The organism is Streptomyces cyaneus (assembly GCF_004028635.1).
Lineage (GTDB): Bacteria > Actinomycetota > Actinomycetes > Streptomycetales > Streptomycetaceae > Streptomyces > Streptomyces cyaneus.
The window spans coordinates 437,414-450,634 of record NZ_RQJW01000005.1; the positions used below are offsets into that span (position 1 = coordinate 437,414).

A 13,221-nucleotide genomic window follows, 5' to 3' on the forward strand; every position below is an offset into this window, starting at 1 on the left:
CCGTGGATCCACCGGGCGTAGTCCCGATCTCTGCCGACGACATGTGGTCGTCCCACCCACAACCCATCCGTCGCACACATCACGAGGAGCCGCCTGATGTCCGACTTCGTACCCGGGCTCGAAGGAGTCGTCGCGTTCGAGACGGAGATCGCCGAACCGGACAAGGAGGGCGGCGCGCTGCGGTACCGGGGCGTCGACATCGAGGACCTGGTCGGCCATGTCTCGTTCGGCAATGTCTGGGGTCTGCTCGTCGACGGCGCGTTCCGGCCCGGTCTGCCGGCCGCCGAGCCCTTCCCGATCCCCGTCCACTCCGGCGACATCCGCGTCGACGTCCAGTCCGCGCTCGCCATGCTGGCCCCCGTGTGGGGACTGAAACCCCTCCTCGACATCGGTGAGGAGCAGGCCCGGGACGATCTGGCCCGCGCCGCCGTCATGGCCCTCTCCTACGTCGCCCAGTCCGCGCGAGGTCAGGGCCTGCCGATGGTTCCGCAGCGCGAGATCGACAAGGCCCAGTCCGTCGTCGAGCGCTTCATGATCCGCTGGCGGGGCGAGCCCGACCCCAAGCACGTGGCCGCTGTCGACGCGTACTGGACGTCCGCCGCCGAGCACGGCATGAACGCGTCCACCTTCACGGCCCGCGTCATCGCGTCCACCGGCGCGGATGTGGCCGCCGCCCTCTCCGGCGCCGTAGGAGCCATGTCCGGCCCGCTGCACGGCGGCGCTCCCTCCCGTGTCCTGCACATGATCGAGGAGATCGAGCGGACCGGTGACGCCGAGGCGTATGTGAAGCAGACCCTCGACAAGGGTGAACGCCTCATGGGCTTCGGCCACCGCGTCTACCGCGCCGAGGACCCGCGCGCCCGGGTCCTGCGCCGCACCGCCCGGGAGCTCGGCGCTCCCCGCTTCGAGGTCGCCGAGGCCCTGGAGAAGGCGGCCCTGGCGGAGCTCCACGCCCGCCGTCCGGACCGGGTGCTGGCCACGAACGTCGAGTTCTGGGCCGCCATCGTGCTGGACTTCGCGGAGGTCCCGGCGCACATGTTCACGTCCATGTTCACCTGCGCCCGTACGGCGGGCTGGTCGGCGCACATCCTGGAGCAGAAGCGCACCGGCCGCCTCGTGCGCCCCTCCGCGCGCTACATCGGCCCCGGCTCGCGCGACCCGCGCGAGGTCGAGGGCTACGCGGACATTTCGCACTGATCCTGAGCGCTCCCGGGATCCCCGACCTCTGCGGCGGGCCGGCATCACGCTGGGCGGACCGGCTCCGCGTGATGCCGCTCGGCGGCCGGCCCGCGCCGGTGACGCAGGCATACGGAACGTGACTGATCCACTGCGCCAGTATGCTGGGTCGGCTGCGGCGCCCCCTCACCATCACCCGTCCCCATGTGGTGAGTTACGGCCTGCGGCGACCGAGACGTCCCACGGCATGAGGATGAGAACAGGTGCTGATAGCGGGCCGCTACCGGCTGAGCGAGTCGATCGGGCGCGGTGGGATGGGGGAGGTCTGGCGGGCGTACGACGAGACGCTGGCCCGGCCGGTGGCCGTCAAGCTCCTGCTGCCCCAGGACTCCGACCCCACCGCCACCTCCCGGTTCCGGCTGGAGGCGCAGACCGCGGCACGGATCGACCATCCGAACGTGGTCGGCGTCCGGGACTTCGGCGAGCACGACAACCGGCTCTACCTGGTGATGGAGCTGGTCTCGGGCGACAGTCTCGCCCGGGTGGCGTCGCAGTTCGGCGCGCTGCCCGCCGAGCGCGTGGCACGTATCGCCGCCCAGGCCGCCGCGGGTCTTGCCGCCGCGCACCGGCAGGGCATCGTCCACCGGGACATCAAGCCCGGCAACCTGCTCCTGGACGCCGACGGCACCCTCAAGATCGGTGACTTCGGCATCGCCCGCTTCCTGGACGACCCCGGCGCCGCGCTCACCGCCACCGGCCAGATCGTCGGCACGAGTCTCTACCTCGCCCCCGAGCGCGCCCTGGGAAAGCCGGCGGGCCCGGCCTCCGACGTCTACGCGCTGGGTTGTGTGCTCTACCAACTCCTCACCGGCCGCCCGCCGTTCCACGCGGACACCGCCGTCGCCATCCTGCACCAGCACCTCGACGCCGCCCCCGTGCCGCCCCGCGAGCTGGGCGTCTCCGGCCTCCCGCCGGCCTTCGAGAACTACCTCCTCGGCCTGCTTGCCAAGGACCCCGAGCACCGGCCGGCCGCCCAGCAGGCCGCCGACTGGTTCGCCGGCGGCGCCTGGCAGGGACGCCCCGAGCCGTTGCCCGACGCGACGTCACCGTCCCGGCAGCGGGCGGTCGCACCGGCGTCCCCCGCCCGGGCACAGCAGGTGGGTGAGGCGAGCACGCCGACCACGTACATGCTGCCGTCGGCCCAAGGAACAGCCTCCGTAAGCCGATCCGGCCCCCGCTCCCGCGCCCGATCCCGTTCCCGGGCCGGGACCCGGCGCGTGGCCGCCATGGTGGCCGGAGCGGTGCTCTTCGTGGCCGCGATGCTTCTCGGCATGCTGTGGTTCTCCCCCGACAACACCGCGTCGGAGGGTACGAAGTCACCGCCCAGCCCGAGCGCCTCCGCATCCACCTCCCCCCTGGAATCGAGCCCGTCCCCGACCGCCTCCCCGAGCCCGGTGGCGCAGGCGAGCGCCGTTCAGGAAGCGCAGGACGAGGCGAAGCGGGAGCAAGAGGAACGCGAACAGAAATTGCGCGATCAGGAGACGAAGGACCTGCAGAAGCAGCGCGAGGCGCAACAGGACGACGACGGCGAAGACAGCGGCGAGGACGACTGACAATCGGGCTCCGGCCTCAGCGCCGCGGGGAGGCCCTCAGTCCAGCACTTCCTCCAACAACACCGCCCACTGCGCCACCACGCGATCGCGGCGGGCCGTGTCATCGGTGAGGAGGTTGGCCAGGCCCAGGCCTCGGGACATGTCGAGGAGGCCCTGGACCGTCTCCCGCACGCCCGGCCTGGACTCGTCGGCGCCCAGCAGATCCACCGCGATCCGGTGGGTCTCGCGGCCCACCCGGGCCTCCAGTTCGGTGACCCTGGGCCGCAGCTGCTCCTCGTTCGAGGCAGCCACCCACAGGTGCAGGGCGGCGCGGAACAGGGGGCCGGTGTAGAGGTCGACGAGGGCGGAGACGACCGCGCGCCGGTCGCCCGCGGCGCCCTGCGGGAACAGGGCGCGCAGGGCGAGGGAGCGTTCCTCGGCTACGTACTCGACCGCCGCGGTGAAGAGGTCCTCGCGGGTCGGGAAGTGGTGCTGGGCGGCGCCGCGGGAGACTCCGGCGCGTTCGGCGACGACGGAGACCGTGGAGCCCGTCCAGCCGTGCTCGGCGAGGCAGGCCACGGCGGCTTCCAGGAGCCGTTGCCGGGTGGCGCGGCTGCGGTCCTGTTTGGGCACGCGGTCCGCGCGGTCCACGCGGTCGCCGACTGTGCTCACACCACCCATTCGGGATCCCGTCTTTCGAGGAAGGCCGTCATTCCCTCGCGGGCCTGCGCGGAGGAGAACAGCCGGGCCGAGAGTGCGGTCAGGTCGGCCGCGTCCCGGTCGAAGGTTTCCAGCACCTTAGCCGTGAGCAGCGCCTTCGTCTCGGCCAGGGCCTGGGGGGAGGCGCGGCGCAGGCCGTCCAGGACGGGGGCGAGGGTCTCGTCGACGTCCTCGCCCTCCGTCGTGAGCAGGCCCATGCGGGCGGCCTCACGCGCGGTGAAGCGTTCGCCGGTGAGGTAGTAGCGGGCCAGGGCGCGGGGGTCGGTGCGGGGCAGGAGCGGGAGGGAGATGACCGCGGGGGCCACTCCGATGCGGACCTCGGCGAAGGCGAAGGTGGCCTCGTGTGATGCCGCCGATATGTCGCAGGCCGCGAGCAGGCCCAGGCCGCCCGCGCGTACGTGTCCGGTGACGCGGGCCACCACCGGTTTGGGCAGTTCCACGATCTGCCGGAGCAGCGCCACCAGTGCGTCCGGGGGCGGCGGGTCGCGCAGGTCGGCGCCCGCGCAGAAGGTGTTGCCGGTGTGGGTGAGGACGATCGCGCGTACGTCGGCGTCCTTGGCGCAGTCCGACAGCGCGTCGGTCAGCTCGCCCACCAGCGCCGCCGAGAGCGCGTTGCGGTTGTCCGGGGAGTCGAGGGTGAGGGTCTGCACGGCACGCGCGCGTGTACGGCCGATCAGTGTCATGTGGCCTCCCTGGGTGCCCGCAGTTCGCGGCGCAGGATCTTGCCGGAGGCGGCCCGTGGGACGCCGTCGATGAAGGTGACCTGGCGCACGCGTTTGTAGGGGGCGACGCGTTCGGCGACGTACATCATGACCTCTCCTTCGGAGAGGTCGGTGGCGGCCGGCTGGCGGACCACGTACGCGTGCGGGACTTCGTTGCCGTCGTCGTTGTAGACGCCGATCACGGCCGCGTCCGCGATGCCGGGGTGGGTGAGCAGGAGTGCCTCCAGTTCGGCGGGGGCCACCTGGAAGCCCTTGTACTTGATGAGTTCCTTGACGCGGTCGACGACGAACAGCCAGCCGTCGGCGTCGACATGGCCGACGTCGCCGGTGTGCAGCCAGCCGTCGGGGTCGATCATGGCGGCGGTGGCGTCGGGGCGGCCGAGGTAGCCCTTCATGACCTGGGGGCCGCGGATGAGGATCTCGCCGGACTCGCCGATGCCGAGGTCCTTGTCGGGGTCGTCGAGGGAGACGATGCGCATCTCGGTGCCGCCGATGAGCCTGCCGACGGTGCCGGCGGGCGCGTCGTTCATGGCGTCGAGGGGGACGACGTGGGTGCCGGGGGACAGTTCCGTCATGCCGTACGCCTGGCCGACCGGGGGCAGGCCCAGGCGCTGCGAGCAGGCGGTCGCGAGCTTCGCATCCAGGGGGGCTGCGGCGCTGACGATGTACTTCAGGGACGACAGGTCGTACTGCGCGACCAGCGGGTGCTTGGCGAGGGCGAGGACGATCGGCGGGGCCACGTACAGGCCGGTGATGCGGTGGTTCTGGATCACCGCGAGGAAGGTCTCCAGCTCGAAGCGGGGCAGGACGACGACCGTCGCGCCCAGCCGCAGCGGCGCGTTCATGAGGGCCGTCAGGCCGTAGATGTGGAAGAAGGGCAGCACGGCGAGGATGCGGTCGCCGGGGCCGGCCGGGATGACGGGTTCGAGCTGGGCGAGGTTGGTGGCGATCTGGCGGTGGGTGAGCATCACACCTTTGGGTATGCCGGTGGTGCCCGACGAGTACGGCAGGGCCGCGACGTCCGTCACGGGGTCGATGTCGGTCTGCGGTTCGGGGGCCGCGGACGCCAGCATGTCGATGAGTGAGCGGTGTCCCGGTGCGCTGTCGCAGACGAAGATCTCCCGGACCCCGCCGGCGAGTTCGGCGGCCCGGCGGGCCGCCTCCAGCAGCGGCGAGACGGTGACGATCCAGCGGGCCGCCGAGTCCTTCAGCTGCTTGGCGAACTCCTCCGGCGTGGCGAGCGGGTGCACGGTCGTGACGGAGGCACCCGCGCGCGTGGCCGCGTAGAACGCGGTCGGGAAGGCGACCGTGTTGGGGCTGTGCAGGGCGAGGACATCGCCCTTGCGGACGCCCGCCTCGGCGAGGGCGGCGGCGATGCGCCGGTGGAAACGGTCGAGCTGTTCGTAGGTGAGGGTGGTGCCGTCCGTGCCGTCGATGAGCGCGGGCGCGTCACCGAAGGCGGCGGCCCGGCCCAGTACGGCCTCGTGGATGGGGAGTTCTACGGCCGGGACGTCTGCGTACTCGCTGCGGAACACGGTTCCTCCTCGCGACACGGTGCCGGACGGCTGCCGGTCAGTACGACTTGGGCAGGCCCAGGGTCTGGTGGGAGACGTAGTTGAGAATCATCTCCCGGCTCACCGGAGCAATACGAGACACGCGCGCGGCGGTTATCAACGAGGCGAGTCCGAATTCGCGGGTGAGCCCGTTTCCGCCGAGGGTGTGCACGGCCTGGTCGACCGCCTTCACGCAGGCCTCCCCGGCCGCGTACTTCGCCATGTTGGCGGCCTCGCCGGCGCCTGCGTCGTCTCCGGCGTCGTACAGGTAGGCGGCCTTCTGCATCATCAGGCGGGCCAGTTCGAGGTCGATGTGTGCCTGGGCGAGGGGGTGGGCGATGGCCTGGTGGGCGCCTATGGGGGCCTTCCACACGGTGCGCTCGCGCGCGTAGGCGACGGCACGCGCGAGGGCGTACCGGCCCATGCCGATCGCGAAGGCGGCCGTCATGATGCGCTCGGGGTTGAGGCCGGCGAAGAGCTGGAGGAGGCCCGCGTCCTCGTCGCCGACCAGGGCGTCGGCGGGCAGGCGTACGTCGTCGAGGGTCAGCTCGAACTGCTTCTCGGCGGCGTCGAGTTCCATGTCGATCTGACGGCGTGTGAAGCCTTCGGCGTCGCGCGGGACGATGAACAGGCAGGGTTTGAGGTTGCCTGTGCGGGCATCTTCGGTGCGGCCGACTATGAGGGTCGCGTCGGCTATGTCGACGCCGGAGATGAAGACCTTGCGGCCGGTGAGCAGCCAGTCTCCGGTGTCCGGGTCGCGGCGGGCCGTGGTGGTGATGCGGTGGCTGTTGGAGCCGGCGTCGGGTTCGGTGATGCCGAAGGCCATGGTGCGGGTGCCGTCGGCGAGTCCGGGCAGCCACTCTCGCTTCTGTTCCTCGGTGCCGAAGCGGGCGATCACCGTGCCGCAGATCGCCGGGGAGACGACCATCATGAGCAGGGGGCAGCCTGCGGCGCCCAGTTCTTCGAGGACTATGGAGAGTTCGGATATGCCGCCGCCTCCGCCTCCGTGCTCCTCGGGGAGGTTGACGCCGAGGTAGCCGAGCTTGGCTGCTTCGGACCAGAGTGTTTCGCGGTCGTAGGTGCGGCCGTGGCGCTTGCCGAGGGCGGCCACCGCGGCTCGTAGGCCCTTGTGTTCTTCGGATTCGAGAGTGGTGGGCATGGGGCTCCTCCCAGGTGCGGGTTGTGTGTGGCTGGTCGCGCTCACGCGGCGGTAGCCGCATATCAATGCAGCCCCGCGCCCCTTTAGGTCTCCTGCACTACCGCCAGCAATGCGCCGACCGTCACCTGCTGGCCAGGTACGACATGCAAAGCGCTCAGCGTCCCCGAGGCCGGCGCCACGACTTTGTGCTCCATCTTCATCGCCTCCAGCCACAGCAGGGGCTCTCCGGCCTGTACGGCGGCTCCTGCTGTCAGGCCGGCCGCGACTCGGATGACCGTGCCCGGCATGGGGGCGAGGAGGGAGCCCGGGGCGTGCTGTGCTGTCGGGTCCGGGAAGCGCGGCAACGCGGTGAGGCGGGTGGCGTTGACGTGGATCTCGTCCCCGTACCTCGCGACCTCGAAGTTCCTTCGGACGCCGTCCGCCTCGAGTACGACGAGACGCGCGTCCGCGTGTACGACCCGGACCCCGTCGGCCTCCAAGCCCGCGCGCGTGTGCCGGTACTGGACCTCGATGTCCTGGCCCGCCATGACGTACCGCTTGACCTGCGGCTGGGACGGCACGTTGCGCCAGCCGCCGAAGCGGGAGCGGTCGTGGGCGTCGGCGAGGGCCGCGGCCAGGGGGGCGTACGGGTCGGGGGCCGGCGTGGTGAGGTCGGGGAGGTGGCGGTCGTAGAAACCCGTGTCCATGCGGGCGGTCGTGAACTCGGTGTGGCGCAGGGAGCGGAGCAGGAGGTCCCGGTTGGTGAGGGGGCCGTGGATCGTCGCCTGTTCCAGGGCGCCGGCGAGCTTGCGGATCGCGCCCGCGCGCGTGGGGGCGTGGGCGACGAGCTTGGCGAGCATGGGGTCGTAGTGGACGCCGATCTCGTCGCCGTCGCTGAAGCCGGTGTCCAGCCGGACGCCCTCGGGTACGGCGAAACGGTGCAGGGTGCCGGTCTGCGGGGCCCAGTCGTGGGCCGGGTCCTCGGCGTAGAGGCGGGCCTCGACGGCGTGGCCACGCGCGCGTGGAGGCTCGGATTCGAGGGCGTGGCCCTCGGCCACCTGGATCTGGAGGGCGACCAGGTCGATGCCGTGCACGGCTTCCGTCACGGGGTGTTCGACCTGGAGGCGGGTGTTCATCTCCAGGAAGTGCGCCGTGTCACCGGCGACGAGGAACTCGACGGTGCCGGCGCCCACATAGCCGACGGCGCGGGCGGCGCGCACGGCCATCTCGTACAGGGAGTCGGTCAGTTCGGGTGTCAGGTCCGGTGCCGGGGCCTCCTCGATCACCTTCTGGTGACGCCGCTGGAGGGAGCAGTCCCGGGTGCCGAGCGCCCACACCGTGCCGTGGGTGTCGGCGAGGATCTGCACCTCGACGTGGCGGCCGTCCTCCACATAGGGCTCGACGAAGAGCTCGCCGTCACCGAAGGCGTTGTGGGCCTCGGCGCGCGCGGCCTCGAGTTCGGCGTCCAGGTCCGCGAGCCGGCGTACGACCCGCATGCCGCGCCCGCCGCCGCCGGCGGCCGCCTTCACCAGCACCGGCAGGTCCGCCTCGGTGACCGCGCGCAGCGGCTCGATGGCCATCAGCTCCTTGGCGCGCGTCTTGGACGCCATCGCCTCGATCGCCTTCGGGGGCGGTCCGATCCAGGTGAGGCCCGCGTCGAGGACCGCGCGGGCGAAGCCGGGGTTCTCGGAGAGGAAGCCGTAGCCGGGGTGCACCGCGTCCGCGCCGGCCGCGAGCGCCGCCTTCACGATCAGGTCGCCGCGCAGATACGTGTCGGAGGGCGCCGCCCCCGGGAGCCGTACCGCGGCGTCGGCCACGCGCGCGTGGAGGGCGTTGTCGTCGGCGTCCGAATGCACGGCGACCGTCCGGATTCCCAACTCACGGCAGGTGCGAAAGACCCGGCAGGCGATCTCGCCCCGGTTGGCCACGAGCACAGAAGTGATCACTGGTGATCCCTCACATCCGGAAGACGCCGAAGCCACCGCGCGCGCCCTCGTACGACGCGGTGTGGATGGCGGACAGACACATACCGAGGACGGTGCGGGTGTCGCGGGGATCTATGACGCCGTCGTCGTACAGCCGCCCGGACAGGAACATCGGCAGGGACTCGGACTCGATCTGCTGCTCCACCATGGCGCGCAGGGCCGCGTCCCCTTCCTCGTCGTAGGGCTGTCCCTTGGCGGCCGCCGACTGCCGGGCGACGATCGAGAGCACGCCGGCGAGTTGCTGGGGGCCCATGACGGCCGACTTGGCGCTGGGCCAGGCGAAGAGGAAGCGGGGGTCGTAGGCGCGGCCGCACATGCCGTAGTGGCCGGCGCCGTAGGACGCACCCATGAGGACGGAGAGATGGGGCACGCGGCTGTTGCTGACCGCGTTGATCATCATGGCGCCGTGCTTGATGATGCCGCCCTGCTCGTACTCCTTGCCGACCATGTAGCCGGTGGTGTTGTGCAGGAACAGCAGGGGGATGTCGCGCTGGTTGGCGAGCTGGATGAACTGGGCGGCCTTCTGTGACTCCTCGCTGAACAGGACGCCCTGGGCGTTCGCCAGGACGCCGATGGGATAGCCGTGGAGGGCCGCCCAGCCGGTGGTCAGGCTCGTGCCGTACGTCGGCTTGAACTCGTCGAAGTCGGAGGCGTCGACGATCCGGGCGATGACCTCGCGCGGGTCGAAGGGGGTGCGCAGATCGCCCGGCACGATCCCCAGCAGTTCGTCCGCGTCGTACTTGGGGGCCTCGGCGGGTCCCGGGTCGCCGTACGCCTTGCGGTGGTTGAGGCGGGCGACCACGCGGCGTGCCTGGCGCAGGGCATCCGGTTCGTCGACCGCGAAGTAGTCCGCGAGACCCGACACGCGCGCGTGCATCTCCGCGCCGCCCAGCGACTCGTCGTCGCTCTCCTCGCCGGTGGCCATCTTCACCAGGGGCGGACCGCCGAGGAACACCTTGGCGCGCTCCTTGACCATGATCACGTGGTCGGACATGCCCGGGACGTAGGCGCCGCCTGCGGTCGAGTTGCCGAAGACGACCGCGACGGTGGGGATCCCGGCCGCCGACAGCCGTGTCAGGTCCCGGAAGATGGCGCCCCCGGGGATGAAGATCTCCTTCTGGGACGGCAGGTCGGCGCCGCCCGACTCGACGAGGTTGATGACGGGCAGCCGGTTGGCGAGGGCGATGTCGTTCGCGCGCAGGGCCTTCTTCAGCGACCAGGGGTTGCTCGCTCCGCCGCGCACGGTCGGGTCGTTGGCGGTGATCAGGCACTCCACGCCCTCGACGACCCCGATGCCGGTGACGAGGGACGCGCCGACCGTGTAGTCGCTGCCCCAGCCGGCCAGCGGCGACAGCTCCAGGAAGGGTGCGTCGGGGTCGAGGAGCAGTTCGATGCGCTCACGGGCGAGGAGCTTGCCGCGCCCCCGGTGCCGTTCGACGTACTTCTCCCCGCCGCCCGCGAGGGCCTTCGCGTGCTCGGCCTCGAGTTCGGCGAGCTTGGCGAGCATGGCCTCACGGTTGGCCGCGTGTTCGGGGCTCTTCGTGTCCAGGGATGAGGCGAGGACGGTCACAGGAGAGTCTCCGGGATGTCGAGGTGGCGGCTGCGCAGCCATTCGCCGAGGGCCTTGGCCTGCGGGTCGAAGCGGTGCTGGGCGGCGACTCCCTCGCCGAGGATGCCTTCGACGACGAAGTTGAGGGCACGGAGGTTGGGGAGCGGGTGCCGGGTGACCTTCAGCTGGCCGCTTTCGGGGATCAGCTGCCGGAATCGGTCGACCGTGAGCTCGTGCGCGAGCCAGCGCCAGGCGTCGTCCGTCCGCACCCAGACACCGACGTTGGCGTTCCCGCCCTTGTCGCCGCTGCGAGCACCCGCGACCAGACCGAGGGGGGCGCGCCTGGTGGGGCCGGGCGGCAGTGGCTGCGGCTCGGACGGCTCGGGGACTTCGTCGAATACGTCGGGGACTTCGTCGAGTACGACGGTGTCGTGGGCCGGCGGCACAGGAACCCGGCGTCCGTCGTGGAGGACGGCCACATGGTCGACGGCACCATGGGGGACGTACACATCCTCGAAGACCCCATAGGGCGAGCCCTTTCCGGGTGGCGCCAGCACATGGAAGCCGGGGTAACTGGCGAGCGCCAGCTCCACGGCGGCCCCGCTCAGCGCCCGCCCGACGACGGCTTGCTCCGCGTCGCGTACGACGAGCCGCAGCAGCGCGCTCGCCATCTCCTCGGTCGGGGCGTCGGGCCGGTCGGTGCGGACGAGATCCCAACGGACCTCGGCAGGCGGTGACTTGGCGAGCGCGTCCGTCATCTGCTCGCGCACGAGAGCGGCCTTGGCCTCGATGTCGAGGCCGGTGAGCACGAAGGCGACCTCGTTGCGGAAGCCGCCGAGGCGGTTGACGCCGACCTTGAGGGTCGGGGGCGGTGCCTCGCCCCGTACGCCCTCGATGCGGACGCGGTCCGGCCCGTCCTGCGTCAGCCGTACGGTGTCCAGGCGGGCGGTGACATCCGGCCCCGCGTACCGGGCGCCCGCCGTCTCGTACAGCAGCTGGGCCGTCACCGTGCCGACGTCGACGAAGCCGCCGGTGCCCGGGTGCTTGGTGATGACACAGGCGCCGTTCTCGTGGAGCTCGGCGAGCGGGAAGCCGGGGCGCCTCAGGTCGCCGCCGCTGTCGTGGCGGGAGGCGTGGAAGAAGGCGTAGTTGCCGCCGGTCGCCTGCGCCCCGCACTCCAGCACATGTCCGGCGACGACCGCGCCCGCGAGCCGGTCGTACTCCCCGGGCCCCCACCCGAAGTGGGCGGCGGCGGGCCCCGTGACCAGGGCGGCGTCCGTCACCCGCCCGGTGACGACGATGTCCGCGCCCTCCCGCAGACAGGCGGCGATGCCGAAGCCGCCGAGGTAGGCGTGGGCGGCGAGACTGCCGGGGTGGGAGGCGGTGAGGTCGTCGCCCTCGACGTGGGCGACCCGGACGGGGACGCCGAGGCGATCGGCCAACTTCCCGACGGCGCCCGCGAGTCCGGCCGGGTTGAGGCCGCCCGCGTTGGCGACGATCCTGACGCCGCGCTCGTGCGCGAGCCCGAGGCACTCCTCCAGCTGCCGCAGGAAGGTGCGGGCGTATCCGGCGCCGGGGTCCTTCAGCCGGTCCCGGCCGAGGATCAGCATGGTCAGCTCGGCGAGGTAGTCGCCGGTGAGGACGTCCAGTTCGCCGCCGGTGAGCATTTCGCGCATGGCGTCGAAGCGGTCGCCGTAGAAGCCGGAGGCGTTGCCGATCCGCAGGACCGCCGGGGTCGACGGCGCGGGCGGCGCGGGCGGAGTCACTGGGCGGCCCCCTTCGGCGCCCGCCCCTCACCCGGCGGGCCCGCGAAGACCTGGGCGATGTCGAACCAGCGGTCGGCGTCGGGGCCCTCGGCGCGCAGCGCGAGGTCGGAGCGGTGTGCCCGCTGCGTGACCAGGAGGCAGAAGTCGAGGGCGGGGCCGGTCACGCGCTGCGGGGCGTCCTCGGGGCCGTAGGTCCACAACTCGCCGGACGGTGAGACGAGTTCGACGCGGAAGTCGTCGAGCGGCTCGGGGAGTCCGTGGACGCCGAAGGCGAAGTCCCGGGTCCGTACCCCGATCCACACCACATGCCTCAGCCGGTCGGTAGGGGTGCGCACCACACCCACTGCGTCGGCGATGTCCAGACCGTGGGCCCAGGTCTCCATAAGTCGGGCCGTGGCCATAGAGGCGGCCGACATGGGTGGGCCGTACCAGGGGAACCGGACGCCCTGGGGTGCCTCGCGCAGGGCCGTGTCGAGGGCGGTCCGCCCTTCCCGCCACCGCGCCAGCAGCTCGGCGGGCGGCAGACCGGCCCCCTCCTGCGCCCCCTCGTCGACGAACGACCCCGGCGTCACCAGCGCCTTCTCCACCAGCGTGTGGAACGCGTCCACGTCCGTGACCGCCAGCAGCGCCGAGCGGTCCGTCCAGGCGAGGTGCGCGATCTGGTGGGCGACGCTCCAGCCGGGCGCGGGAGTCGCGAGGCCCCACTGCTGCGGGCTCAACTCGGCCACGAGCCGGTCGAGTTCCTCGCTCTCCTCGCGCAGATCGTCGAACACGGGCGTCGGATCGGACACGGTGCGCTCCCCTCGGGGCACGGCGGTGTGCGGGGTGGTGCGGCGTGGTCGTGCGGGGTGGTCGTACGGCGTAGTGGTGAGGAGCATGGCAGGGCGAACTAAAACAAGCAAGCGTGCTTGCATTAATTGGGAAGTGTTCACTCCGGGAAGGGTGTGGGTGTGGCGGGCGCTCAATACACTCGGCCGTCGCGCCTGTTGCGTCAGCAACGCAACGCACGAGTCACGCATC

The 13,221-nt window shown here is 71.7% G+C and carries 10 protein-coding genes; 2 read left to right on the plus strand and 8 right to left on the minus strand.

From position 1 onward, the window contains the following. Positions 1-96 precede the first annotated feature (96 nt). Together EHO50_RS20570 and EHO50_RS20575 are read left to right on the plus strand one after the other, a co-directional pair. Positions 97-1,197 carry a citrate synthase 2 gene (locus EHO50_RS20570; RefSeq protein WP_128431840.1) on the plus strand — a complete coding sequence of 367 codons (1,101 nt, stop codon included), beginning with the start codon at positions 97-99 and terminating at the stop codon, positions 1,195-1,197. Positions 1,198-1,439: 242 nt separating this feature from the next. Beyond that, on the plus strand, positions 1,440-2,789 hold the full coding sequence (locus EHO50_RS20575) for a serine/threonine-protein kinase (RefSeq protein WP_128431842.1): 1,350 nt from the start codon (positions 1,440-1,442) through the stop codon (positions 2,787-2,789). Positions 2,790-2,825: 36 nt separating this feature from the next. Here the strand turns inward: EHO50_RS20575 and EHO50_RS20580 are convergent, their stop codons facing one another. The 8 genes from EHO50_RS20580 to EHO50_RS20615 all read right to left on the minus strand — a co-directional run bounded on the left by EHO50_RS20580 (position 2,826) and on the right by EHO50_RS20615 (position 12,992). After that, on the minus strand, positions 2,826-3,449 hold the full coding sequence (locus EHO50_RS20580) for a TetR/AcrR family transcriptional regulator (protein ID WP_128431844.1): 624 nt from the start codon (positions 3,447-3,449) through the stop codon (positions 2,826-2,828). Further along, complete coding sequence (locus tag EHO50_RS20585; RefSeq protein ID WP_128431846.1) at positions 3,437-4,171, minus strand: enoyl-CoA hydratase family protein; 735 nt, start codon at positions 4,169-4,171, stop codon at positions 3,437-3,439. The genes EHO50_RS20580 and EHO50_RS20585 overlap by 13 nt, the downstream gene beginning before the upstream one ends. Further along, positions 4,168-5,745, minus strand: coding sequence for a 4-coumarate--CoA ligase family protein (locus EHO50_RS20590; RefSeq protein WP_128431848.1), 1,578 nt, complete (start codon positions 5,743-5,745; stop codon positions 4,168-4,170). Before EHO50_RS20590 ends, EHO50_RS20585 begins: the two co-directional genes overlap by 4 nt. 37 nt (positions 5,746-5,782) lie before the next feature. Then, positions 5,783-6,922: an acyl-CoA dehydrogenase family protein gene (locus EHO50_RS20595; protein WP_128431851.1), complete on the minus strand. Its 1,140-nt coding sequence runs from the start codon at positions 6,920-6,922 to the stop codon at positions 5,783-5,785. Positions 6,923-7,005: 83 nt separating this feature from the next. Then, complete coding sequence (locus EHO50_RS20600; protein WP_128431853.1) at positions 7,006-8,847, minus strand: acetyl/propionyl/methylcrotonyl-CoA carboxylase subunit alpha; 1,842 nt, start codon at positions 8,845-8,847, stop codon at positions 7,006-7,008. Between the two features lie 10 nt (positions 8,848-8,857). Further along, a complete protein-coding gene (locus EHO50_RS20605) occupies positions 8,858-10,456 on the minus strand; it encodes an acyl-CoA carboxylase subunit beta (RefSeq protein ID WP_128431855.1) in 1,599 nt (532 codons plus the stop codon). Beyond that, positions 10,453-12,201, minus strand: a complete 1,749-nt coding sequence (locus EHO50_RS20610; protein ID WP_128431857.1) for an acyclic terpene utilization AtuA family protein — start codon at positions 12,199-12,201, stop codon at positions 10,453-10,455. The genes EHO50_RS20605 and EHO50_RS20610 overlap by 4 nt, the downstream gene beginning before the upstream one ends. Then, positions 12,198-12,992: a TIGR03084 family metal-binding protein gene (locus EHO50_RS20615; RefSeq protein WP_128432541.1), complete on the minus strand. Its 795-nt coding sequence runs from the start codon at positions 12,990-12,992 to the stop codon at positions 12,198-12,200. The genes EHO50_RS20610 and EHO50_RS20615 overlap by 4 nt, the downstream gene beginning before the upstream one ends. Positions 12,993-13,221: the final 229 nt, after the last annotated feature.